Genomic DNA, 22,386 nt, shown 5'->3' with positions numbered 1-22,386 from the left:
CACCAACCAGCACCCTCCACAATGTCCTCCATGACATTGACGTCTGACGATCTGGACCGGATCGCGGCCGAACTGGCGGAGACGGGCGAGATCGACTCCCGCTGGGTGTACATGGCCGAGGGCGCCGAGTTCTGGGACCGGTACGTGACCTGGCAGGAGGGCGACGCCACGCCGAACCTGACGGGCACGGCGCTGGACCTGTTGCGCGCCGCGCACGACGACCTGATCGCCCCGCTCACCGGCCCGGTGCGCGTGCTCGACCTCGGCCCCGGCAACGGCATCCCGGCCCGCGGCGTGCTGGAACGACTGGCGACGGCGGGGCGACTGGAACGGTACATCGGCATCGACGCCAGCGCGGAGATGTTCGCGATCGCCGAGCGCAACCTGCGCACCTGGCTCGGACCTGACATTCCGCTGGAGTTCCACCGTCGCAACTTCACCGCCGACCCGCTCACCGACCTGCGCGGCCCGGCCACCCTGGCCCTGCTGATCGGCGGCACCCTGCTCAACTGCACCGACCCGGTCGCAGTCCTGCGCCACGCCCGCACGGCCGCCGACGTCATCGTGCACGGCGCCCGCGTCGACACGGTCACGAACCGCACGTTCTTCCGCTTCAGCCCGACCGAAACGGGCGAGGACATCCCCGACCGGCACCGCGCGCTGCTCGACCGCCTGGGCGTGCCCCGCTCGCACTACGAGCCGGAGATCGGCTACGACGACACGACCCGGCAGCGGTACCTGCGCATCCACGTGACATGTCCCGTAACTGTCGCCGACCGCCTCACGCTGCCGGCGGGCCGCCGCGTCCTGCTGTGGCGCTACCACCACCTCGCGGCGGACGAGCACATCGCGATGCTGGAAGCGGCCGGCTGGACGAAGCTGACCGCCCGCCTCACCCCCGACGGCGAGTTCCTGCTGCTGGCGGGCCGCGCCGGGTGAGCGTCGACCCGCGGCTGTTCACGCTGTACACCGAGGCCGAGGTCGCCCGCATCGCCGCGGACCTGGGCGAGCGCCGGCAGATCGAGACCCGCTTCAACTACGTCGGCGCGGGCGCCGGGCACTGGGCCGACATGGCCGCGTGGATGCTCACCGTGGACGGCGCGAACCGCAGCCTGCGCGAGACCCTGGCCCTGCTCGACGTGCTACGGCCGTGGCTGCTGGCGACCCTGGACCCACGGCGGCAAACACGAGTGGTGGACCTCGGTCCGGGCGACGGCACACCGGCCGCCGCGCTGCTGGGCATGCTCCCGGCCGGCACCGAGTACGTCGGCGTCGACATCAGCGCGCAGCTCCTGGCCGTGGCCGCGCGCAACCTCGCCGGCCGCCGGTTCGTGCCGGTCCGGCGTGACTTCGAGTCCGAGTCGCTCGACGACCTGGTCGCGCCGCCCGGGACGCAGACCGTCGTCCTGCTCACCGGCGGCACGCTGTGCAACACCGCCGACCCCGCCGGCACGTTGCGGCGTGTTGCCGGCCTCATGCGCCCCGGCGACGTCCTGCTCTGCGGCGTGCGGCTCGACCACCCGGAGAGCCGGACGTCGTTCGCGCTGGCGCCGGGCGATGACGACCTCGCGCCGCACGAGCAGGTGGTGCTCGATCTGCTCGGCATCACGCCCGGCGGCTACGTGCCGGAGCGCGGCTACGACCCGGAGCGCCGGGAGCGGTACATCCGGGTCCGCCTCACGGCGAGCGTGGAAGTCGACTTCGGCGCGGGTCGCGTGGTGCGGATCGGGCGGGGTGAGCGGGTGCGGCTCTGGCGGTACCACCATCGCAGTCACGGCGAAATGCGCGCCCTGATCGCGGCGGCCGGGCTCGCCGCGACCGCCGAGGCGAGCTCCGCCGACGGGCAGTTCCTGCTGGTCGGAGCCGTGCGCGGGTCAGGTCCAGGAGCGGGTGAGGCGGCGGACCTCGCGGTTGATGCGCGCCTCGCCGGCGAGGGCGCGCGCGGCGACGCCGGCGAGTGAGCCGAGCAACCAGATGCACGGGACGAGCACCAGCCCGGCCACGACCGACAACACCATTTCGACTCCTTGCCGCCTCGGGTACGCACCGACCATGATCGGCCGGCCGGGCGACTGTACCGGTGCGGCGGCGGTTGCTGCCAAGGTGCGGTTTACCCGTCCCTGGTACCGCGAAATCGCCCCGCCGCCGGTCAGCATGGGTGGCGACGGACGACGCCGAGCGTTGGGGAGATCGATCGCCGTGGTCAGCCTACGAGAGCTCGACGCGCAGCTGCGCCGGCCGCACGCGCAGCAGTTCCGGACCGTGGAGCAGTGGCGGGCCGCGTTTCGCGAGATGATGGCGAGCACCCTGGTCCCGGACGGCACCCGCACCACGTGGACCACGCTGGGTCCGCGGCCGGCGTTGCTCGTCGAGCCGCTGTCCAAGAGCAGAGACGCCCTCATCCTGTACTTCCACGGCGGCGCCTTCATCGCCGGTTCGCCCGAGACGGCGCTCAGCCTGACCGCCAATCTCGTGGTGCGCACCGGCATCCCGGCGCTGTCGGTGGACTATCGGCTCGCGCCGGAGCATGCGTTTCCGGCGGCGATCGAGGACGGGCTCGGGGCGTACCAAACCTTGTTGGATCGCGGCGAGAACCCGGCGTCGATCGTCATCGCCGGTGACTCGGCCGGCGGGGGGCTGGCCGTGACGACGCTGCTCGCCGCGCGGGACGCCGGGCTGCCGATGCCGGCCGCGCTCGTCGCATTCTCGCCGGCGCTGGACCAGTCGCGTACGGGCGAGAGCATGTTCACGAAGGTGGGGCTCGACCCGATTTTCCAGCCGGAGGATTTCGCGCGGTCCGGCTCGTGGTACGCGCCCGGCCAGGACCCCAACCAGCCGCTGCTCAGCCCGGCCGTGCTCGGCGACCTGCGGGGGCTGCCGCCGATGCTGCTGCAGGTGGCCACGAACGAGCTGCTTCTCGACGACGCGACGCGGCTGGCCGCCCGGGCCCGCGACGCCGGCGTGGACGTCATCCTCGACATCACGGCCGGCGCGCCGCACGTCTTCCAGTCTTACGCGGGCACCCTGGACGAGGCCGACGCCGCCCTGGCGCGCGCGGCGCTGTTCGCGGAACAGCACGTACGCGATTGACGAACGGTCGGCCAACGTCGGCCGCGCGGGCCATGTGCGCAGCTCGGGAGCGGTGTTAAAACGGGGCATGCTCCCCGGTGGCATGACGCCCGTCGCCCAGGTCGTCGCGATGATCCGCAGCTCCTCGCCCAGGTCCGCGGCCGGCCTGCTGATGGCCATGCCCGCCGAGCGGCTGCCCGTCGTCACCGCGGCCATGCGCCCCGCCGACCTGGTGCGGCTCGTGCCGGCGCTGCGGCCGGACGCGCGCCGCGGGCTGCTCCGGGCGCTGCCGGAGGCGCACCTGGCCGAGGTCATCCGGGGCGTACCGGCGAAGGAAGCCGCCGCCCTCCTGCCCATGGTGCCGACGGAGCGGCTCGTGCCCGTGGTCGCCGGGCTCTCCGACGGCGCGCTCGCCGAGCTGCTCGGCGGCCTCCCGCCGGAGCAGCGGCAACGGGTCGAGTCGGTCGCCGACCCGCGGCGCGAACAGCGGGTCCTCGGCCTCGCGTACGGTGACGCCGTCGCCGCCGCCCTCCAGCGCGGCAACGTGACGGTCCAGCGCGGCCCCGACACGCTGCTGCTGGTGACGAAGGGCCGGTGGCGGATCGCGGTCTCGGCCCGCCTCGGCGACGACGGGCGCGCGGCCGTGCAGGACGCCGAGAACCTCGCGTACCAGGCCCAGACCAACGGCGCCCTGGCCGTCACGGACGCGGCGGCGGCCGGCGACGTGGTGCGGTACACCCGCGAAACCCGCGCCGCCGGCCGGCCGCTCGAGATCGTGACCTGGGTCGATGAGCGGCACGACGGGCACCTGTTGCGTGCCCTGGTCACGTTGTTCCAGTAACGTCAGCAGCCGGCCAGGGTCGCGGCGCAGCGCTTGGCCGCGGCCGGTGCCAGGTTCGCGGCGAGGCCGGGCGAGTCGGTGCCGATGCTCGTGGTGTTCAGCCAGATCACGTAGTTCCCGCGGCGCGCGGCCACGATGTCCGCCGTGACCGAGATGCCGATGTCCGTGCTGCCCGTCATGCGCAGGCCGACCGACTCGTCGCCCAGGTTCGCCGGCGGCTCGGTCGCGGCGAGCGTGAACTTGACCGTGATTCCGGCCAGCTGCTGTTCAAAGCTTTTACAGCCTTCGACGGTACTGCGCAGTGCCCGCACCGCCTCCGCCGCCTGTCCCGCCGGGAACCGCACCACCGCGTGGGTCAGGTAGGGACCCATCGCACCCTTGGCGTAGGTGACTGCGGCCGAAACGGTCTGATCGGTGGTCATCGGCTCCAATGCCGGACAGCCGGGGAAACTCCCGCCGCCGATGCTCACCTTGCCGGTGTGGCTGCTCGCGACGGCGACCGGCGCGAAGCCGCCGCCGGGGATGTCGGAGTCGCCGAGCAGCGCCGCGCGCAGATCGTCACCCGCCGCGGAAGGTCCGGACGCGGCCGATCCGGACGGCGCGACCATCACCGGCGCGGCCGACTCGGATGCCGCGGCCAAACGGGCCAGGCCGGTCATGCGCACCGCGGTCTCGGCGTTCGCGTGCTCGGAACAGCCGGTCAGGGCCAGGGCGCCGAGCACCAGCAGGGCCGCCCCCTTCGTACGATTCACGCTCGTCTCCCTCCGGGTTCGGTGCCTTTGTCTCGACGTTACGGGAGAAATCGGGCAAACGCTCGGAAATCGGAAATCGAGGCGGTGCACGCTAGGCTGCCGACCATGAGCGTGCGGACCTTCATCGATGCGGCCGAGCGATCCATCGACGCGCTGCACAGCCTGGTGTTCCTGCGCGGCGGCGAGGTGGTGGCCCAGGGCGCGTGGCAGCCGTACGCGCTCGACCGGCCGCACCGGCTCTTCTCGCTGAGCAAGAGCTTCACCAGCACCGCCGCCGGGTTCGCGATCGCCGAGGGCCTGCTCGACCTGGACGACCCGGTGGCCAAGCACTGCGACGGCCGCGGCGACCCGCGCCTGCGCGTCCGGCATCTGCTCACGATGACGACCGGCCACGTCGAGGACCCGTCCGACGCCATGACCCGCAGCGACGACTGGCTCGACGCGTTCCTGAGCGTGCCGATCGAGCGGGAGCCGGGGACGCACTTCCTGTACAACACGGCGGGCACCTACACCGTGGGCGCGATCGTGCAGCGCCTGACCGGCGAGCGGCTGGTCGACTATCTGCGCCCGCGGCTGTTCGACCCGCTCGGGTTCGGCCCCGTCACCTGGGAACAGTGCCCGCACGGCCGGGACGTCGCCGGCTGGGGCATGTCCGCGCGGACGCCCGAGATCGCGCGTTTCGGCCAGTTGTACCTCCACGACCCCGACGGCATCCTCCCCGCCGGCTGGGCGCAGGAGGCGACCCGCAAGCACGTCGAGAACGACAACGGCGACGGCGAGCCGCTGCCGGACTGGAAGCAGGGGTACGGCTTCCAGTTCTGGCGTTGCCGGCACAACGGCTTCCGCGGCGACGGCGCGTTCGGCCAGTTCTGCGTCGTCCTGCCCGAGCAGGACGCGGTGCTGGCGCTGACCGCGGGCACCCATGACCTGCAGGCCGTGCTCAACCTGGTGTGGGAGCACCTGCTGGACGACCTGGCCCCGACACCGGATCTGGCTCTGTCGCTGCCGACCGTCCAGGGTGGACCGTCCACGGTGGAGGGTCGCTTCACGGTGGCGGAGCCGCGCCGGCTGCGGCCGAGCGACTGGCGGCCGAGCCACGAGCAGGCCCCGACGATCCGCGCGGTGACGCTCGCCCCGGGCCGGGTCGTGTTCGAGGACGCCACCGGCGTGCACGAGCACCCGTACTCCCCCGACGCCTGGATCCCCAACGGCACCACCGCGGCCACGGGCGCCTGGGACGGCGACGACTTCACGCTGCGGGTGGCCTACACCGACGGCCCGTTCGTGCGGACGTACCGCTTCCACGTGGATGGCGACGAGCTGCTCATCAACCCGAGCGACAACGTGTCCTTCGGCCCGACCGGCTACCCGCAGGTGCGCGCTCAGCGGCTGTAGCGGTGCTTGACCCCCACCGGGAACCACTCGGGGTCGCCGGGCTCGCGCAGCTCGACGACCGGCGTCTGGTACTGCGGCGGCACATAGTTCGCGAACTCGCTGTTGAGCCGCAGCAGCGCGGCCCGGATCGCCGCCGACACGAGGACCTTCTCCGGCGCGGGGCGGTCCGGTGCGCGCTCGACGACGACCGCGAACCGGCGCTCCTCGTCGGCGTCGCTGCGCACCTGCATGACGAACTTGCCCGTCACGTCGTCGGCGATGTCCGGATGCTCCAGCGCGACGGTGACGTTCTCGGGGTAGATGTTGGCGCCGAAGTACGACACCGTGAACAGCGACCGCCCGAAGACGTAGACGAACGGACGCTCGTCACCGTCACCCGGGTCGAACCCGTGCTCCTGGCAGAAGGCGAGCACGTCCGCATGGGACAGCAGGCCGCCCTCGTCCGCGATGTGGTACCGAACGAGCGGCACCCCGCCGTCGCCGGTGAACAGCAGCGTGCCGTCGTGCGTCTCGAAGTACCGGATCAGCGGGTCGTATTGGACGAGCGTCGGCAGCCGCGAATCACCGAACAGCTCACGGGCCAGCTCGGGCCGGGAGGCGAGGAACCGGCGCACGCGCACGCTCAGCGGTGTCTCGTTGCCGAGCACGCCGGCGTCCGCGGTGCCGTAGAGCGACACCGTGTCGGCGTCCGCGTCGAGCATGCCCGCGCGGCGGCCCATCAGCTCGCGCCACTCCTCGCTGAACACCTCGCCGGCCAGCAGCATGCGCACCCCGGACGCGGGCCAGTCCACGCCGCGGCGGACGCCCTCGTCGACGACGTTCTTCACGAACGGCGGATAGCCGGCCAGCACCGTCCGCTCGTACTGCGAAGAAAGCTCGGTCACCATACGCAGGATCTCGTCGACGCTGTTGCCCGGCGTCGCCACGGTGATCGGGTACCCCTTGGCCGCGAGGTGCCGGCAGGCCGCCGCGGTGTACATCCCGCCGACCCAGCTGCCGAGCGCGAAGCACACCACGACCAGCGTCGGGTGCTCGTCCGCGCCGAACCCGTTGACCAGCGCGTCCTCGAACCGGCGGGCGACCGCGAGCTCGTCGACGACCGAGCGCGGCCACACCGTCGGCCGCCCCGAGGACCCGGAGGAGACGGCGACGGTGTCGTTCCCGTCGAGCCGGCCGCCCCGGCAGCGCTCGGCGAGCGGAAACTTCCGCAGGTACGACTCCTTCGCGACCATCGGCAGCGCCGCGAAGTCCTCGGGCGTCCGCACCGCCGCGGGGTCGACGCCGTGCTCGGCCAGGAACGCCGCGTAGGCCGGCACACTGCCCGCCACCTCGTGGAACAGCTCCAGCGCCCGGGCCGCCGGGTCCCCGCCCAGCGGTGCGGCGGGCGCCGAGTAGAACTCCGCGAGCCGCTCCAACGTTCGCGCCGCGCGCTCATGCATGTCCGGACCGTACCGTGATCCTGCTACGGTGGGCCAACTATGGCGCGCATCCTGGTCACCGGTTCGACGGACGGCATCGGGCTGGAGACGGCCCGCACCCTGCAGCAACGCGGCCACGACGTGGTCTTCCACGCCCGCGGCGAGGAGCGCGCGACGGCGCTCGACGACAAGCCCGAGGTGCTCATCGGCGACCTCGCCGACCTGGAGCAGACCCGCGAGCTGGGCCGCACCGCCGGCGCGTTCGACGTGGTCATCCACAACGCGGGCATCGGCGGCCAGGACGAGCGCCGGGTGACCGGCGACGGCATCGAGCGCACCTTCCAGGTGAACGTGCTCGCGCCGTACGTGCTCACCGCGCTCATGCCCCGCCCGCAGCGGATCATCTACCTCACCTCCGGCCTCGAATCGGTGGGCGTGGCCGACCTCGACGACCTGCAGTACGAGCGCAAACCGTGGAACGGCATGCAGGCGTACAGCGACTCCAAGCTGCACGACGTCGCCCTCGCGTTCGCCGTCGCCCGGCTGTGGCCGGAGGTCCTCAGCAACGCCGTCGACCCCGGCTGGATCCGCACCAAGCTCGGCGGCCCGAACGCCACCGACGACCTGCCCGAGGGCGCCGAGACCCAGGTCTGGCTGGCCACCGAGGACGGCGACGCGCTGGTCACCGGCCGCTACTTCAAGCGCCGCGAGGACCTGCGCCCCAACCCGGCGGCGCACGACGTGCACTTCCAGGACGGCCTGCTCGCCGCGTGCGCCGCCCTGTCCGGCGTGACCCTGCGATGAGGTACGCGATCGGCCTGCCAACTGTCGGGCAGTTCGGCGATGTGCGGGCGCTGCTCGACCTGGCCGTCGCCGCCGAGCGGCACGGCTGGGACGGCGTGAATCTGTGGGACCACGTGCTGTACCACCAGGAGGGTTGGCCGGTCGCCAGCCCGACCGTCGCCGCCGCCGCGATCGCCGCCGCCACCAGCCGCGTGCGGATCCTGCTGACGGTGGCCGTCCCCCGCCGCCAGGTCCAGGAGATCGCCCAGGACACCGCGGCGATCAACGCCCTGTCCGGCGGCCGCCTGACGCTCGTGGCCACACTGGGGTCGATGGACCGCGAGTACACCGAGTTCGGCCTCGACCCCGACCTGCGCACCCGCGGCCGCGCGATGGACGAGCGCCTCGCCCGCCTGCAGGACCTCTGGCACGAGTGGAACGTCCCGCCGATCCCGATCTGGTGCGGCGCCCGCTGGCCACGCACCGCCGGCCTGCGCCGAGCCGCCCGCTTCGACGGCGCGATGCCAACCTTCGAAGACCAAAGAACTTCGCCGGTACCGCTCGACGCTCTCGCCGGCGCCGCCGCGTTCGTCCCCGGCAAGGACCTCGCCCTCGAAGGCTTCACCACCGGCCCGGCAGACGCCCCCCGCGTGACCCCCTACGCCGACGCCGGCGCCACCTGGTGGATCGAGGCCCTCGGCTGGTGGCGCGGCGACCTCGACGCCGCCAGGACCCGGGTCGAGGCCGGCCCGCCGCGTCAGTAGCAGTTGTTGTGGAACGTGACGCGGTTCGACGAGCGTGAGGTCGGGCTGGTCACGGTGAACCAGAAGTCGGTGGTCGCGGGTTTCGCACCGATGCCGACGTTGAGCCCGAAGCTGGTCGAGTAACTGCCGTTCGACGCCGTTCCCGTGTACGCGCTGCCGTTGAAGCCGTCCGTCGAGTGCATCTCGAACCGGATGGCCGGCGACGGGGTGCTCGTCTTGATCGTCACGTACACGGTGACCTGAGCCGAGCCGGGCCCGCAGTAACCCGTGTACGTGGTCGAGCTCAGCGACAGCGACGCCCCGGTCGTAGCCGGCGCGGGCGGCGGCGCCGGCTGAGCGGCGGCGGTCGTGGGCTTGGCGGCGGGCTTGGTCGTCGTCCTCGTGTCGGCCGGCCGATCGATCACGACGGCCTCGGTGGTCGGCGCAGCCGCGGCCAGCGCCTCGCTGGCGGACGCGACGACATCACTCGGCGACGGCGACGCCGCTGCGGCGCTGGACGTCACGACGGTCGGAGCCGGCGGTTCCTGCGCGGTCTTCGGCTTCTCGTGATCGGGGCGCGCGAGAATGCCCACCACGATGAGCAGCGCGAGCACCCCCGACCCGGCCAGGACGGCCGGTCTGCGTAACCACGGCGTGCGCGACGGTGCCTGGTCGAGCACCGACCCGGGATCCTGTGGAACCGTGGCCGCCGGGTCCAGCGCCGCGGTGGGTGGTTGCTGCGGGGTCAGGTCGTGCGGCGGCGTCAGGTCGTGCTGCGCCGTCGGCACGCTGTCCGGAGCCTGGTCCGGCGTCAGGTCATGGCCGGCGGTGGGCGCCTGCTCCGGAGTCCGATCATGCGCCGGCGCAGCCGGTGCGGCCGGCGCTGCCAGGTCTGCCTCCTGCGCGTCCGCGGCCTGCGCGAGCGCCGCCCGGCCCGCGCTGAACACGACCGCCTCGGCGACGGTCTTCGGGTCCGGCGCCTTCGCAACGGCCAGCAGCGACGACCGCGCCGCCTCGCCGCCCAGCCGCGCCGCCGGGTCCTTCGCCAGCAGTCCGTCGAGCGCGGCCGTCAACGCACCGGCTCGCTCCGGCCGCGGATGCTCCTCGGTGGCCGCCGCGAACAATCCCGCCAGCGCGTCGTCGGCGACCGCGAACGGGTTACGCCCCTCGACCGCGAAGTACAGGGTCGCGCCCAGGGAGAAGTAGTCCGCCTCCGGTCCGGCCTTACCCGTGCGCAGGCGTTCCGGCGCGATGTACCCGGGCGATCCGAGCAGAATGCCGGTCTTCGTCAGCGTCCCCGTCCCGAACGCGGCCGCGATCGAGAAGTCGGTCAGCAACACCTTCCCGTCCGGCTGGACGAGCACGTTCGACGGTTTCACGTCCCGGTGCACGATCCCGGCCGCGTGGGCCGCCTCCAGGGCACCGACCAGCGCGATCCCGACCCGCGCGGCGGCGGCCGGGGTGAGCGGCCCGTCGTCGCGCACGACCTGGTCGAGCGAGCGACCCTCGACCAGGCGCATGACGATCCACGGACGGCCGTCGGCGACAACCACGTCATGCACGGCCACGATGTGCGGATGGTCGAGCTTCGCCGCGCTGCGCGCCTCACGCATGGCCCGGTCGGTCAGCTCGACACGCTCGTCGTCGGACAGCGAGGCGGGAAACCGCACCTCCTTGACCGCGACCGCGCGCTCGAGCGTGAGGTCGGTCGCGCGCCACACGGTGCCCATGCCGCCGGCCCCGATCGGCGATTCCAGCCGGTACCGCTCAACCAGCGTGACGCTCAACCCTGTGCTCCCACCCGGACCGCCGATCATCCGCGGACCAGTGGACCATGCCGCACCCTTGGAACGGCTTCAGCAAAACGGCCCGAACGCACGGCCTGAACGGCGTCCCCCGGGAGAACAACCAGCCGCTAGATCCGCTTCCGCACCAGGGCGAGCAGTTGCTTGGCGCGTTCGAGTTTGTCGTCGGCCTTGATGTAGGCGACGTCGATCCACACGACGTCCTTGCCGAGCTGGACCTCGAGGTTGTGTTCGTCGTACCAGAAGGCCTTGCCGCCGAGGCCGGAGACCGGGACCTCGTCCTCGTCCTGCTGGGCCGCCCGGTTGCGGAACACGGTGACCTTGACGCTCGTGTTCAGGACGGCGACGTCCGCCAGCAGGTACCAGCATCCGCCGACGGCCACCGTCGTGGTGCGGATCGGCTCGCCGATGATGTCGGAGACCTCGTCCTTGGTGGCGTAGCGGCACTCGGCCGGGGTGGTCTGCGGGGTGGCCGGGGTCTTCTTCTCCAGGGTGACCGTCTTGAGCGGGCTCGGCACGTACGCCGGCTCGGTGCTCTTGCTCACCGACGGTATCGGCTGGGCCAGCGGTACGTCGATGCCGCCGCCGTTCCCGCCGCCGCAGCCGAGCAGGCCGGCGATCAGGCCGACCGTGATAACCCCCGCCAGGCCGTAGCGAACGAGATCCCCCGATGTCTTCACCCGGGGCATGCTACTCGATCTTGCTACCTGGCGAAGAGCCAGCCCGGATGAGCCCTGTCTCGTACGCCACGATCACCGCATGCACGCGGTCGCGCAGTGCCAGCTTGGCCAGGATGCGCTTGACGTGTGTCTTGACCGTCGACTCCTCGATGGTCAGCGTCTCGGCGATGCCCGCGTTCGACAGGCCCTGGGCGATCAGCGTGAGCACATCGCGTTCGCGCGGCGTGAGTTGCTGCAATCGGCGCAGCGCCCGTGGGTCGGGTGCGGCCGGGCCGGCCAGGTGGGCCACGACGGTCCGGGTCACCTCGGGTGCGAGCAGGCTGTCGCCGCCGGCCACGGTGTGGATGGCGGCGATGAGCTGCTCGGGCTGGATGCGCTTGAGCACGAAGCCGGCCGCGCCCGCGCGGAGCGCGCCGAGCACGTAGTCGTCGTCCTCGAACGTGGTGAGGATGAGCAGGCGCACGTCCGGCGCGGCGGCGGCGATGCGCCGGGTCGCCTCGATGCCGTCCAGGACCGGCATCCGGATGTCCATGAGTACCACGTCCGGCGTGAGCTCGACGGCCCGTTCGACCGCCTCCGCGCCGTTGGCCGCCTCGGCCACGATGTGCAGGCGGTCGTCGACGGACAGGATCGCGCACAGCCCGGCGCGCATCAGGTGGTCGTCGTCGACGACCATGACGCGGAGCTGGGCGCTCATCGGTGCGGCAGCACGGCGGTGAGGCGGAACTGGCCGTTCATGCCGTCGGCGTGCAGGGTGCCGCCGAGCAGGGTGGCGCGTTCGCGCATGCCGACGATGCCGTGGCCGTTGCGGCGGTCCCCCGCTTGGAAGGGGTTCGTCACGTCGATCTCGAGCCGGTCAGGGCCGGAGCGGACGGCGACCGCGGCGCTGCCCTCGCCGTGGCGGGCCGCGTTGGTCAGCGCCTCCTGCAGAATCCGGTACGCCGCCCACGCCACGCTGCGCGGCAGCGGCACCACCGACGCGGGCAGGTCGGCCGCGATGCGCAGCCCGGAGCCGCGGTGCCGGTCGATGAGCTCGTGCAGGGCGCCCGGGTCGGCGGGCACGTCCTGCTCGTCGCGGTTGTCGCGCAGCGCCCGGACCAGGCGGTCGATGTCGGCGATGGTCTCGCGGGCGACCGCCTCGACGGTGCCGAGCGCCGCGCGGGCCCGGTCGGGGTCGCGGTCCTGCAGCAGCCGCGCCGCGCCGGCCTGCACGAGGATGACATTGATCGCGTGGCCGGCCGAGTCGTGCAGTTCGCGGGCGATCCGGGTGCGTTCGTCGGCGGCGGCGAGGCGGCGGTCGCGCTCGGCATCGGCCAGTACACGTGCGGCGTTTTCCTCTGCTTCGGCCAGTCGGAGCGCGCGCAGCCGGGTGCGGTCGCCGGCGATCCACAGGCCGGCGAACGCGGCGGCCCAGGCGAGCAGTTCGGTGGAGATGTCCCAGACCCGCACGCCGACCGACGCGTAGGCGAGCGCGACCGCCGGGACGAAGGCGGTGACGCCGGTCAGCGCCAGGAACCGCGGGCCGGGGCGGGCGCCGCTGTACGCGACCGCGACCGCATAGGCCGCCGCCGCCGTGGCCAGCGGCGCGTCCAGCGGGTAGCCGAGCCGCAGCAGCACCACACTGGCCAGGGCGCTCACCGCGAACCCGGCCGCCGGGGCCCGCCGCCGCACGGCCAACGGCGCACTGGCCAGCACCGCGAGCCCGGCGCCGAGCAGGTCCAGGTGGCGCGAGCGCGGGTCGGGCGTGCCGAAGCCGTCGCTGCCGAGCACGGCGAGGGTCGCGGCGAGCCCGGCGATCGCGAGCGCGAGGTCGGCCGCCGTCCGCCGTGCGCCGGTGTTCGCCATGCGCTCCAGCGTAAACGGCGGCTGGGCAGGGCGGATCGTGCCGCGGAGGGAGCCCGCGTACCCCCACGGAGGTATGCCGGATGGCTACCGCGGAGGGTTTCGGCGCGAGGGACGGCGTTCGTACGGTCGGCCCATGTTCGAGCGGATCGCAGGTTGGGCGTACCGCCGGCGCTGGTTGGCGCTGGCCGCGTGGGTGCTGGTGCTGGTGGCGGTGAGCCTCGGGTCGCAGGCGGCCGGCGCGCGGTACCACAACGACTTCTCGTTGCCGGGCACGGAATCGCAGCGGGCCCTGGAGGTGCTGCGCGAGTCGGCCCCGGCCCAGGCCGGAGCGAGCGTGCAGGTGGTGCTCCAGGCCGCGAACGGGCTGGACGCGCAGCGGGGCCGGATCGACCCGATGCTGGCCCGGCTAGCCACCCTGCCGCACGTGGCCGACATGCAAAAACTTGAAACGTCCCGCGACGGTACCGTCGGCTACGCCACCCTCACGCTCGACGCCCAGTCGCAGGACGTCCCGGCGGCGGACGTGCGGCGCATCATCGACACCGCGCAGGACGCGGCCGGCGACGGGCTGCGCGTCGAGCTGGGCGGGGACGCGGTGCGCGGCGCGCAGGAATCCGAGGGCGGCGCGGCCGAGGGCGCGGGGCTGCTCGCCGCGCTCGTCATCCTGGTGCTCATGTTCGGTTCGCTGCTCGCCGCGAGCCTGCCGGTCATCATCGCGGTGTTCGCGGTGGGCAGCGCGATCGGTCTGGTCGTGCTCGCCTCGCACGTCGCGACCGTCGCCGACTTCACCACGCCGCTGCTCATCCTGGTCGGCCTGGGCGTCGGCATCGACTACGCGCTGCTCGTGTTCTCGCGCTTCCGCGGTGAACTGCTCGCCGGGCTGTCGCGCGCGGACGCGGTCGCACGCGCGCTGGACACGGCCGGCCGCACGGTGTTCTTCGCCGGCTGCACCGTGATCGTGGCGCTGCTCGGCCTGGTCGTGCTCGGCCTGGGCTCGTTGCAGGGCGTGGCGGTCGCCGTGGCCGCGACGGTGCTCGTCACGATGCTCGCCGCGCTCACCCTGCTGCCCGCGCTGCTCGCGGTGTTCGGTGCGCGCATCGAGCGGTCCGTGCAGCGGCGCGCGGCGAAACGCGCCCACCGCGAGCAGCGCGGGCAGCAGGGCGAGCGCTGGCGGCGCTGGTCCGGTGCGGTGCAGCGGCGGCCGTGGCTGGCGGCCGTGCTGCCGACCCTGGCCCTGCTCGCGCTGACCGCTCCCCTGCTCGGGCTGCGGCTGGGCTTCGCCGACTCCGGCACCGACCCGGCCGCGACCACCACGCGCAAGGCGTACGACCTGCTCAGCGCCGGCTTCGGCCCGGGCTTCAACGGCCCGCTCGTGGTGGTCGTGCGCGGCGACCAGCAGGCCGCGACGGCCGCGCGGGAGGCCCTGGCCGAGGCGGACGGGGTGGCCGAGGCGTTCCCCGGCGGCGGCGCGACCGTGATCGTCGTGCCCACCACCGGCCCGCAGGCGCCGGAGACCACCGAGCTCGTCGAGCGGCTGCGCACCGGCGTCCTGCCGCCGGTGGCCGCGAGGACCGGGGCGACGTTCCTGGTCGGTGGCAGTACCGCGGCCGTGGTCGACTTCTCCGACGCGGTCGGCGGGCGGCTCCCGGCCTTCGTCGGGGTCGTCGTCGCCGTCTCGGCCCTGCTGCTGCTCGTGGTGTTCCGCTCGGTCCTCATCCCGATCAAGGCGGCGCTGCTCAACCTGCTCAGCGTCGGCGCCGCCCTCGGCGTGGTCACCCTGGTGTTCCAGCGCGGCTGGCTGGGCGAGCAGCCCGGCCCGGTCGAGGCCTACGTCCCGGTGATGATCTTCGCGATCGTGTTCGGCCTGTCCATGGACTACGAGGTCTTCCTGCTGGCCCGCATGCACGAGGCGTGGCGCCGCCGGCCCGACCCGGCCGCCGCGGTCACCGAGGGCCTGGCCACGACCGGCCAGGTGGTCACCGCCGCCGCGGCCATCATGGTGCTCGTGTTCGGCTCGTTCCTGCTCGCCCCGGACCGGATGCTGCGCCAGTTCGGCCTCGGCCTGGCCACGGCGGTCCTGCTGGACGCGGTCGTCATCCGCTGCCTGATCGTGCCGGCGGTCATGCAGCTGCTGGGCCGGCACGCCTGGTGGCTGCCCGCCCCGCTGGCCCGCCGCCTGCCGGTGGTGGCCCTGGAACACGAGTGAGGAGCCGACCCACCCGTCCCCTCATGCATGCCCGGTCTGCAGGGGGCGGTCGTGCAGGATGCGTTGGAACAGCAGGACGTCTCGCCACGCGCCCTCGCTGTAGACGTAGTCGCGGGCGCGGCCGAGCTGTTCGAAGCCGTTCCTGAGCAGGACTCGCTGCGAGGCGACATTGTCGGCCATGGTGCCCGCCTCGATCCGGTGCAGGTCCAACTCGGCATCGGCGGCGGCGCAGATGACGGCGACCGCGGTGCTGGCCAGGCCCTTGCCGTGTTCGGCCGGGTCCAGCCAGTAGCTGATGGTGGCGTTGCGGAAGGGGCCGCGCACGATGCCGCTCAGGCCCAGCATCCCCAGGACCGCCGGGCCGCGGGCGATCACGCAGGTCAGCGACTCCTCGGCCGCGTCGCGACGCAACTCCTGCTCGACCCAGTCGCGCTGGCCTTCGACCGTCCAGAAGGACGCGGGCCGGTCGGGCACCGCCCGGAGCATCAGATGCCTGGTCCGCAGCTTCGCCTCGAGCAACGCGGGTACGTCCGCCAGCTCGAGCGGTCGCAACACGGCACCGCCCGGCAGCTCGGTGGGTCTCATCGGTAACCTCCAGGCAGCCCGAGATTGCATCGATGATGGTAATGGCAGCGGCCGGCGTTGAGCACGGCATCGCCGGCGTGCGATCACCAGTAGCGGAACGTGTCTCCCTCGCCCTGCGTCTGCAGCCCGAACGCCTTGAGGGACTTGTCTCGGTCGTTGCGCGAGACGAACAGCCTGAACTCGGTCAAGGCAGCTTCGGAAAGCTCCCGGGCCATGGCTGCGATGATCGTCGTGAGGTCGGTTCCCAGCAGATCGGCGGCATGGTTGACCGCTGCCAGCGGATACAGATACGCACGCGGATCGCTGAGTCGGCCGACGACCATGCCCAGCCCGGCCAAGCCTTGGCGGAGCGGCTCAACGGACCGGGTCCGGACCGCGACGGCGGCCAGGCGCTCCGGAAAGGTACCCAACGCACCGAGCGCGACCCCGTTCAGCTCGCCGGCCATCGCCTGCCGTTCGGACGGCGACGCCGTCCGGTACGACGCGATCACCGCGATGATCACGTCGTCGAGGGGATGCGGGATACGCCGGACACGGTGGCCGCGGAACTGCCGATCATTGAGTCGCGCGGCAACGGTCACATCGGGACTGTACGGATGCGGCGGGCGCGGTACGAGGCCGCCTTCACCTTGTTGCCGCACTCGTCCATCCCGCACCAGGTCCGGTTCCCGGCGCGCGAGCGGTCGACGAACAGCCGGGTGCACTCCTCGCCCGCGCACTCCCGGATCGGCGGGCGGCTCTCCAGCAGGGCGAGGGCCGCCCCCGCGATCGCCGCGCCCACCGCGCCCGCGTCCCCGGTCCGGCGCACCCCGCCGGCGGTCAGCGCCAGTGTCGGCCCCGGCTGCGCGGCGGCCCGGTTCACCACGCGCACGTCGGCCGGCCGGGGCGCGGCCGCGGACGGATGCAGCAGCCGGTACACCGCTTCGCGCAACGCGAGCAGCTCGCGATGCTCGTCCGTGCCGATCCGCGGCGCGCGGGTGAGCAGCCCCGCCTCCACCGCCCACCGGCCCACCTCGGCCCCGGCCGGCAGGAGTTCGTCCGGCTCGGCGCGGCGCCGCCATTTCAGGGTCGCGGCGAAGTCCAGGGCAAGGTCGCCGCTCACGAACACGAACGTCACGTCACCACCTTGACAGGTGACGGGGTCGGCGCGCAAGGTGTCCCCGTCACCGGTCAAGCCGGTGACGCGACGGAGGGGGCGCGCGGTGATCACCGTGGAGGAGTACCTGGACGCGACCGGGCGGGCGCTGTCGGGCATGGCCGGGATCGTGGGCGGGCTCGGCGACGACCTCGCCAACACCCGGCCGCCGGTGCAGGGGGCCAGCTCGCCGTACGCGCTGCTGACGCACTGTCTCGGCGTGGTCGGCTACTGGGCCGGCGGGCTCGTGGCCGGGCGAACGGTCGAGCGCGACCGCGACGCCGAGTTCACCGCGACCGGGCCGGTGGCCGGGCTCCTCGAACGGGTCGAGCTGGCCCGGGAGCAGCTGGCCGCGGACGCGCGGGCGGCGGACTGGAGCAAGCCGCTCGCCCGGGAACCCGACCCCGGCTTCCTCGGCCCGGCCGGGATCGCCACGCAAGGGGCGGCCCTGCTGCACGTGTACGAGGAACTGGCCCAGCACCACGGCCAGCTCGAGATCCTGCGGGACCTGCTCCGGCCGAAGGAGGCGGTGCGGCGCGGGACCGGGGCCAAGTGGGGCGACGTCGCCCCCGGCACCATCGGGGCCTGGGTCGCCGACATGGACCTCGGCGTGGCCCCCGCGATCCGGCACGCCCTGCTCGACGCCGTCGACCGGGAGGACTTCGGCTATCCACATTGGCCGGACGGCGACCCGGTGCCGGCCGCGTTCGAGGCGTGGATGGCCGCCCGGCACGGGTGGACGCCCAGCGGCGGGCACACCCGCGTCTTCACCGACGTGCTGCAGATCCTGCAGGTGGTCATCGAGCAGACCACCCGGCCCGGCGACGGGGTGGCGATCCACGTGCCCGCCTATCCGCCGTTCCTGGCCGCGATCGTCCGCAGTGGACGCCGGATCGTCCCGATCGGACGGTCCTCGATGGACGGTGTGCGGCTCATGGTGCTCGTCAACCCGCAGAACCCCAGCGGCCGGGTGTTCCGCCGGGACGAGCTGGAGGCGCTGCTGGACCTGGCCGAGCGGCACGACCTGCCGGTGCTGGCCGACGAGATGCACGCCGACCTGGTCTACGCGCCGCACCGGCACATCCCGTTCGCCGCGCTGTCCGAGCGGGCGGCCCGCCGGACCATCACCGCCACCTCGGCCACGAAGGCGTTCAACCTCGCCGGGCTGCGCTGCGCGGTCGCGCACGTCGGGCCGGCCGCCCTCCGCGCGCAACTGGACAATATGCCCCCAGACTTCTTCGGTACCCCGAGCACGCTCGGCCGTCTCGCCACCGTCGCCGCGTGGCGGGACGGGGCCGGCTGGCTGGAGGACCTGCGGGGCACGCTCACCGCCAACCGGGCCACGGTCGGCGCGTGGGCGGCCGGGCTCCCGCTGCGGTACCGCGAGCCGGAGGGCACCTACCTCGCCTGGCTCGGCGGCCTGCGGGCACCCGCCCCGGCGGCCCGGCTGGAACGGACCGCCCGGGTGCGGCTCAGCGAGGGTGCGGAGTTCTCGGCCGGCACCGACGTCGACACCGGCGACTGCGTCCGGCTCAACTTCGCGACCGGTCCCGCCGTGCTCGCCGACATCCTCGAGCGCCTCACCCCGCAGCTGCGGTGAAGGGGGGAGCGTCCGTGGCGGTGCCTGCCCCGGACGCTCCCGCACGTGACACTGTACGGTTACCCGCCGGTCAGTCCAGCGCCCGGCTCATCCACACCGAGTCCTGGGCCGCGAACCCGTGCCGCGCGTAGAACTGCCGGACCCGCGCGTTGGGCGCCTCGGTCTCCAGGAACATGACCGCGGCACCCGCCCCGGCCGCGGCCGCGGTGACCGCCTCCAGCAGCCGCGCGCCCAGCCCACGGCCCCGCTCGCGGACGAAGATCTCGTCGAGCAGCGCCTCCCGGCCGCCGGACTCGAGGCTCCAGCCCCACGTGACGACCGCGTACCCGGCGTCCGGACCGGCCAGCCAGACCTGCCCGTGCGTGTCGTCACGGAGCAGCGGCCCGAGCGCCCGGGTGACCCGCCGCTCGTCGAAGTCGTGCCCGTCGACCGCGCAGAACTCCGCCACGAGCGCCAGGAGCGGGCCCAGATCGGCGGGTCCGGCGCGGTACACCCGGATGTCCGTCACGATCGCGAGCCTACGCGTGGGAGACTGGGGCGTGCCCGCACCGCTGCTCGTGGCCCTGCTGATCGCCCTCGCCTACGCCGGCCTGATCGCCGCGCACGCCTGGCTGATCCGCCGCGACCGCCGCCACGGCGCCTACGAGCCGCGGGCCGCGCTCTGGCTGGCGTCCCGGTTCGGCCCGCTCCCCGAGCCCCGCGACGGCCTCGCCAAGGCCGAGGCGGAGGCGATCGAACGGCTGCTGAGCGGACGACTGGAACCGGCCGAGTACCGGGCCGCCATGGCCGACGTCGCCGCCCGGTCGTCGGCTCGCTGACGCCGGGGCTACAACCGGGCCGGATCGACGCCGAGGGCGACTGAGCGGCGGGCGATCGCGCCGGTCAGGGCGGCGCCGATGCCCGGCGGCTGGCCGAGCGAGCGCAGCCGGGCCATCTCCCGCAGCGCCGGCACCGTGGAGAACCGTTCCAGGGCGTAGATCCCGGCGTGGGCGAGCATCTGGCTGCGCGGGCCGTGCCCGGGGACCTTCTCGCCGCTGTACTGCACCAGCCGCCCCACCGCCGCCACGTCGTCCTCGCGGGACGGGGTGACGGCCAGCAGATACAGCAGGCCCCGCAGGGCTTTGGCGTTGTGCGGGTCCGGGACCTCGTTCGGGTCGAAACGGTCCCCGCCGGCCAGCGGAATGGTGCGGGGGCGCGGGACGAGGGTGAGCCAGCGGCGGATGAGGGTGCGGGTGGTGTCGCCGCCGAGGTCGGGCAGCAGGTCCTGGCTGTGCTGGGCCCAGCGGGAGGCGGGCTTGGCGCCGGAGGCGGTCAGCGCGTGGGTGATCAGCTCCGGGGCCGGGGTCTCGGCGTCGGCCGCCTCGGCCCACGGCTCGCCGACGTTGAGCCGGCCGGCGTAGCGGTCCAGCCACGGCCGCAGCGGGTCGCTCGCGCCCGTCGGCCAGCGCTTGTCGACGTCGTGGGCGGTGCGGCGGATGACGGCCAGCAGCGCCGGCGGGCACGCGCCGGTCTCCCGCTCGGCCACCTCGGCCAGCACCGCGAGGGTCTCCGGCCGCTCGGTGCTCCAGGTGGAGACGGCGTCGATGAGGTACCGCGCGGCCCCCCACGACAGCGCGCCGGCCGGTATCCCCCGCCCGATCTGCACCAGCAGCCGCCCGACCGGCACCGGGGGTGTCGCGGCCGTCGCGCGTTCGATCACGCGCAGGGTCAGCGCGCAGCGGCGGGCGTCCGGCAGCGCCAGCACCTCGTCCCTGACGGTGGCTCCGTCGTACCGCCAGACGTCGCCGTTGGCCGCCGCCAGCTCGACGAGTTCGGCGGCGAGCCCGTCGTCCTCGCCCGCCTCGATCAGGCCGTGGATGTGAGCGACGCGGTGCGGGTACTTGTCCCGCGACACGAGGGGCCTGTCGAGCATGGCGGTCAGCATAAGTCTCGTGGACGTCGATGTACTGGGCCGAACAGCGCGGTCCCGTTCGCACGGATGGATCAAAATTCGGGCCGATTCGTACACCTGATCGAAGGATTCGGGTATCGTGCGGACATGACGAGCCCGCGGCAGCAGAGCATTCTTTCGGTCATCCGCGATTCGATCGAGAAACGCGGATACCCGCCGACGGTGCGCGAGATCGGCGCGGCGATCGGCCTCGGGTCGCCGTCCTCGGTCGCCCACCATCTCAAGGCGATGGAGAAGGCCGGGCTGATCCGCCGCGACGCGCACGGGCCGCGGGCGGTGGACATCCGCAGCCCGTGGGACTGCGCGGAGCGCTCCGACCCCGGGGTGGCGGTGCCGCTGGTCGGCACGATCGCCGCCGGTGGCCCGATCCTCGCCCAAGAGGTGCCCGACGACGAGCTGACCCTGCCGACCACGCTGGTCGGGCACGGCACGCTCTTCGCCCTGCACGTCAAGGGCGACTCGATGATCGAGGCGGCGATCTGCGACGGCGACATCGTGGTGGTGCGCCAGCAGGCGGTGGCCGAGAACGGTGACATCGTCGCGGCGATGCTCGAGGGCGAGGCGACCGTGAAGGCCTACCGCACCCGCGACGGCCACGTCGAACTGGTGCCCCGCAACCCGGCGTACACCGTGATCCCGGGCGACGACGCCACCATTCTCGGCAAGGTCGTGGCGGTCCTACGCCGCGTGTGACGGGCAGGCCGCGCCGAAGTTGGGTCGATCGGACAGGGTGTACCGGCAGCCGAACCGCGGGTCGGCGACGGTTCGGCGGTCGAGGATGGCGTCACCGCCAGGCTTGTGGCCGGTGCGCACCCACCGCACCAGGTCGTCGAAGCCGGCCCGCAGCTCCGGCTGCGTGAACTCGCAGTGCCCGAGGGCCCGGATCGCCCTGGACACGAACAGGCCGGAGCGGCCGTTGGCGCGGGCGCGCTGGGCGTACACCTGCTCCATGGAGATCGGCACGAAGAGATCCCCGACCGTGTGCATCGACAACGTCGGCACCGGCGGGCGGCCGTCGACCTTCGGAATCCCGTCCAGCCCCCGGCTCGGCCCGTCGGTCCGCTCGACGCGCAGCACGTCGCGGTTGAGCCGCAGCTCGTCGCGCGACAGCCACGGGTTCGCATCCTCCTGGTACAGCGTGAACCGGTTCGACGTCACGTTGCCCTTCGCGATGCCGGCGGTGCCGCCGGTCAGCCCCGGGTACAGGCCGAACAGGAACGGCACCGTGGTCAGCGGCGGGATCGACGGCAGCGCGCTCCAGTACGCGAAGGCCTGGTCGAACCCGGGCCGGGTGCCGCCGCTGCGCTGCTCGACCACGTCCGCCCAGCGCCCGTCGAGGCGCGGCAGCTCCTGGCGGACCAGGGCCTCGTAGGCGGCGGGGTCGGCCGGGAACGGCACGGGCACGCCGGTCAGCGCGGCCGCGGTGAGGTTCGCGTCGAGGAAGTAGTCGAACAGTTCCGCGTCGCCGAGCACCCCGCACACCGGCATCGCGCCGACGAACGCGCGCGGATAGTGCTCGATCGCCACCGCGGTGATGTGCCCGCCCATCGACTCGCCGGCCATGTAGACGTCCTTCGG

The 22,386-nt window shown here is 73.3% G+C and carries 23 protein-coding genes; 11 read left to right on the top strand and 12 right to left on the bottom strand.

Annotation, left to right across the window (positions count from 1 at the left end; translation table 11 throughout):
* The first annotated feature begins 30 nt into the window (after positions 1 to 30).
* The 4 genes from ACQP00_RS18055 (at position 31) to ACQP00_RS18040 (ending at position 3,910) form a co-directional block, all read left to right on the top strand.
* Positions 31 to 939, top strand: coding sequence for an L-histidine N(alpha)-methyltransferase (locus ACQP00_RS18055; protein WP_433220490.1), 909 nt, complete (start codon positions 31 to 33; stop codon positions 937 to 939).
* Positions 936 to 1,961, top strand: coding sequence for an L-histidine N(alpha)-methyltransferase (locus ACQP00_RS18050; protein WP_433220487.1), 1,026 nt, complete (start codon positions 936 to 938; stop codon positions 1,959 to 1,961). The genes ACQP00_RS18055 and ACQP00_RS18050 overlap by 4 nt, the downstream gene beginning before the upstream one ends.
* 238 nt (positions 1,962 to 2,199) lie before the next feature.
* The gene (locus ACQP00_RS18045; protein ID WP_433220485.1) at positions 2,200 to 3,090 is read left to right on the top strand and encodes an alpha/beta hydrolase; all 891 of its coding nucleotides are present in this window, start codon (positions 2,200 to 2,202) and stop codon (positions 3,088 to 3,090) included.
* Between the two features lie 82 nt (positions 3,091 to 3,172).
* Positions 3,173 to 3,910, top strand: coding sequence for a magnesium transporter MgtE N-terminal domain-containing protein (locus ACQP00_RS18040; protein WP_433220482.1), 738 nt, complete (start codon positions 3,173 to 3,175; stop codon positions 3,908 to 3,910).
* Between the two features lie 2 nt (positions 3,911 to 3,912).
* Here the strand turns inward: ACQP00_RS18040 and ACQP00_RS18035 are convergent, their stop codons facing one another.
* The gene (locus tag ACQP00_RS18035; protein WP_433220479.1) at positions 3,913 to 4,662 is read right to left on the bottom strand and encodes a hypothetical protein; all 750 of its coding nucleotides are present in this window, start codon (positions 4,660 to 4,662) and stop codon (positions 3,913 to 3,915) included.
* A 105-nt stretch (positions 4,663 to 4,767) separates the two neighbouring features.
* Between ACQP00_RS18035 and ACQP00_RS18030 the strand changes: the two genes are divergently transcribed.
* Positions 4,768 to 6,057 carry a serine hydrolase domain-containing protein gene (locus ACQP00_RS18030; RefSeq protein ID WP_433220477.1) on the top strand — a complete coding sequence of 430 codons (1,290 nt, stop codon included), beginning with the start codon at positions 4,768 to 4,770 and terminating at the stop codon, positions 6,055 to 6,057.
* Here the strand turns inward: ACQP00_RS18030 and ACQP00_RS18025 are convergent.
* Complete coding sequence (locus ACQP00_RS18025) at positions 6,045 to 7,496, bottom strand: phenylacetate--CoA ligase family protein (protein WP_433220474.1); 1,452 nt, start codon at positions 7,494 to 7,496, stop codon at positions 6,045 to 6,047. The genes ACQP00_RS18030 and ACQP00_RS18025 overlap by 13 nt on opposite strands.
* A gap of 39 nt (positions 7,497 to 7,535) precedes the next feature.
* Between ACQP00_RS18025 and ACQP00_RS18020 the strand changes: the two genes are divergently transcribed.
* Together ACQP00_RS18020 and ACQP00_RS18015 are read left to right on the top strand one after the other, a co-directional pair.
* Entirely contained in the window at positions 7,536 to 8,279 is a 744-nt protein-coding gene (locus ACQP00_RS18020; protein WP_433220471.1) for an SDR family NAD(P)-dependent oxidoreductase, read from the top strand.
* Positions 8,276 to 9,022, top strand: a complete 747-nt coding sequence (locus ACQP00_RS18015) for an LLM class flavin-dependent oxidoreductase (protein ID WP_433220469.1) — start codon at positions 8,276 to 8,278, stop codon at positions 9,020 to 9,022. The genes ACQP00_RS18020 and ACQP00_RS18015 overlap by 4 nt, the downstream gene beginning before the upstream one ends.
* Here the strand turns inward: ACQP00_RS18015 and ACQP00_RS18010 are convergent.
* From ACQP00_RS18010 to ACQP00_RS17995, 4 genes are all read right to left on the bottom strand, one after another.
* Positions 9,016 to 10,788, bottom strand: coding sequence for a serine/threonine-protein kinase (locus ACQP00_RS18010; protein WP_433220466.1), 1,773 nt, complete (start codon positions 10,786 to 10,788; stop codon positions 9,016 to 9,018). The two genes, ACQP00_RS18015 and ACQP00_RS18010, sit on opposite strands and share 7 nt — an antisense overlap.
* Before the next feature lie 128 nt (positions 10,789 to 10,916).
* Complete coding sequence (locus tag ACQP00_RS18005) at positions 10,917 to 11,486, bottom strand: hypothetical protein (RefSeq protein ID WP_433220463.1); 570 nt, start codon at positions 11,484 to 11,486, stop codon at positions 10,917 to 10,919.
* Between the two features lie 10 nt (positions 11,487 to 11,496).
* Positions 11,497 to 12,183, bottom strand: a complete 687-nt coding sequence (locus ACQP00_RS18000; protein ID WP_433220461.1) for a response regulator — start codon at positions 12,181 to 12,183, stop codon at positions 11,497 to 11,499.
* Positions 12,180 to 13,331 carry a sensor histidine kinase gene (locus ACQP00_RS17995; protein ID WP_433220458.1) on the bottom strand — a complete coding sequence of 384 codons (1,152 nt, stop codon included), beginning with the start codon at positions 13,329 to 13,331 and terminating at the stop codon, positions 12,180 to 12,182. The genes ACQP00_RS18000 and ACQP00_RS17995 overlap by 4 nt, the downstream gene beginning before the upstream one ends.
* 133 nt (positions 13,332 to 13,464) lie before the next feature.
* Between ACQP00_RS17995 and ACQP00_RS17990 the strand changes: the two genes are divergently transcribed.
* Positions 13,465 to 15,537: an MMPL family transporter gene (locus tag ACQP00_RS17990; protein WP_433220456.1), complete on the top strand. Its 2,073-nt coding sequence runs from the start codon at positions 13,465 to 13,467 to the stop codon at positions 15,535 to 15,537.
* Positions 15,538 to 15,558: 21 nt separating this feature from the next.
* Here the strand turns inward: ACQP00_RS17990 and ACQP00_RS17985 are convergent, their stop codons facing one another.
* The 3 genes from ACQP00_RS17985 to ACQP00_RS17975 all read right to left on the bottom strand — a co-directional run bounded on the left by ACQP00_RS17985 (position 15,559) and on the right by ACQP00_RS17975 (position 17,239).
* Positions 15,559 to 16,122 carry a GNAT family N-acetyltransferase gene (locus ACQP00_RS17985; RefSeq protein WP_433220453.1) on the bottom strand — a complete coding sequence of 188 codons (564 nt, stop codon included), beginning with the start codon at positions 16,120 to 16,122 and terminating at the stop codon, positions 15,559 to 15,561.
* A gap of 83 nt (positions 16,123 to 16,205) precedes the next feature.
* Positions 16,206 to 16,703: a hypothetical protein gene (locus ACQP00_RS17980; RefSeq protein ID WP_433220450.1), complete on the bottom strand. Its 498-nt coding sequence runs from the start codon at positions 16,701 to 16,703 to the stop codon at positions 16,206 to 16,208.
* The gene (locus tag ACQP00_RS17975) at positions 16,700 to 17,239 is read right to left on the bottom strand and encodes a CGNR zinc finger domain-containing protein (RefSeq protein ID WP_433220448.1); all 540 of its coding nucleotides are present in this window, start codon (positions 17,237 to 17,239) and stop codon (positions 16,700 to 16,702) included. Before ACQP00_RS17975 ends, ACQP00_RS17980 begins: the two co-directional genes overlap by 4 nt.
* Before the next feature lie 85 nt (positions 17,240 to 17,324).
* Here ACQP00_RS17975 and ACQP00_RS17970 point away from each other — a divergent pair, with 85 nt between their 5' ends.
* Positions 17,325 to 18,857 carry an aminotransferase class I/II-fold pyridoxal phosphate-dependent enzyme gene (locus ACQP00_RS17970; RefSeq protein WP_433220446.1) on the top strand — a complete coding sequence of 511 codons (1,533 nt, stop codon included), beginning with the start codon at positions 17,325 to 17,327 and terminating at the stop codon, positions 18,855 to 18,857.
* Positions 18,858 to 18,927: 70 nt separating this feature from the next.
* Here ACQP00_RS17970 and ACQP00_RS17965 read toward each other — a convergent pair whose 3' ends face one another.
* Complete coding sequence (locus ACQP00_RS17965; RefSeq protein ID WP_433220443.1) at positions 18,928 to 19,365, bottom strand: GNAT family N-acetyltransferase; 438 nt, start codon at positions 19,363 to 19,365, stop codon at positions 18,928 to 18,930.
* Between the two features lie 16 nt (positions 19,366 to 19,381).
* Between ACQP00_RS17965 and ACQP00_RS17960 the strand changes: the two genes are divergently transcribed.
* Positions 19,382 to 19,675, top strand: coding sequence for a hypothetical protein (locus ACQP00_RS17960; RefSeq protein WP_433220441.1), 294 nt, complete (start codon positions 19,382 to 19,384; stop codon positions 19,673 to 19,675).
* Between the two features lie 8 nt (positions 19,676 to 19,683).
* Here ACQP00_RS17960 and ACQP00_RS17955 read toward each other — a convergent pair whose 3' ends face one another.
* Positions 19,684 to 20,769, bottom strand: a complete 1,086-nt coding sequence (locus ACQP00_RS17955; RefSeq protein ID WP_433220438.1) for a hypothetical protein — start codon at positions 20,767 to 20,769, stop codon at positions 19,684 to 19,686.
* A gap of 126 nt (positions 20,770 to 20,895) precedes the next feature.
* Between ACQP00_RS17955 and lexA the strand changes: the two genes are divergently transcribed.
* A complete protein-coding gene (gene lexA / locus ACQP00_RS17950; RefSeq protein WP_433220436.1) occupies positions 20,896 to 21,501 on the top strand; it encodes a transcriptional repressor LexA in 606 nt (201 codons plus the stop codon).
* Here lexA and ACQP00_RS17945 read toward each other — a convergent pair.
* Entirely contained in the window at positions 21,487 to 22,371 is an 885-nt protein-coding gene (locus tag ACQP00_RS17945) for a hypothetical protein (RefSeq protein ID WP_433220433.1), read from the bottom strand. The two genes, lexA and ACQP00_RS17945, sit on opposite strands and share 15 nt — an antisense overlap.
* Positions 22,372 to 22,386 lie beyond the last annotated feature (15 nt).

This window comes from Dactylosporangium sp. CS-047395, assembly GCF_050942185.1.
GTDB lineage: Bacteria > Actinomycetota > Actinomycetes > Mycobacteriales > Micromonosporaceae > Dactylosporangium.
This window is presented reverse-complemented; position numbering and strand designations above follow the sequence as displayed.

Excerpts from the sequence above, each read along its gene's own strand:
- ACQP00_RS18015 (WP_433220469.1), top strand. The coding sequence starts at position 8,276 with ATGAGGTACGCGATCGGCCTGCCAACTGTCGGGCAGTTCGGCGATGTG.
- ACQP00_RS18055 (WP_433220490.1), top strand. The coding sequence starts at position 31 with ATGACATTGACGTCTGACGATCTGGACCGGATCGCGGCCGAACTGGCG.
- ACQP00_RS18000 (WP_433220461.1), bottom strand. The coding sequence starts at position 12,183 with ATGAGCGCCCAGCTCCGCGTCATGGTCGTCGACGACGACCACCTGATG.
- ACQP00_RS17995 (WP_433220458.1), bottom strand. The coding sequence starts at position 13,331 with ATGGCGAACACCGGCGCACGGCGGACGGCGGCCGACCTCGCGCTCGCG.
- ACQP00_RS17955 (WP_433220438.1), bottom strand. The coding sequence starts at position 20,769 with ATGCTCGACAGGCCCCTCGTGTCGCGGGACAAGTACCCGCACCGCGTC.
- ACQP00_RS18025 (WP_433220474.1), bottom strand. The coding sequence starts at position 7,496 with ATGCATGAGCGCGCGGCGCGAACGTTGGAGCGGCTCGCGGAGTTCTAC.
- lexA (WP_433220436.1), top strand. The coding sequence starts at position 20,896 with ATGACGAGCCCGCGGCAGCAGAGCATTCTTTCGGTCATCCGCGATTCG.
- ACQP00_RS18030 (WP_433220477.1), top strand. The coding sequence starts at position 4,768 with ATGAGCGTGCGGACCTTCATCGATGCGGCCGAGCGATCCATCGACGCG.
- ACQP00_RS17990 (WP_433220456.1), top strand. The coding sequence starts at position 13,465 with ATGTTCGAGCGGATCGCAGGTTGGGCGTACCGCCGGCGCTGGTTGGCG.
- ACQP00_RS17985 (WP_433220453.1), bottom strand. The coding sequence starts at position 16,122 with ATGAGACCCACCGAGCTGCCGGGCGGTGCCGTGTTGCGACCGCTCGAG.
- ACQP00_RS17945 (WP_433220433.1), bottom strand. The coding sequence starts at position 22,371 with ATGGCCGGCGAGTCGATGGGCGGGCACATCACCGCGGTGGCGATCGAG.
- ACQP00_RS18020 (WP_433220471.1), top strand. The coding sequence starts at position 7,536 with ATGGCGCGCATCCTGGTCACCGGTTCGACGGACGGCATCGGGCTGGAG.
- ACQP00_RS18040 (WP_433220482.1), top strand. The coding sequence starts at position 3,173 with ATGACGCCCGTCGCCCAGGTCGTCGCGATGATCCGCAGCTCCTCGCCC.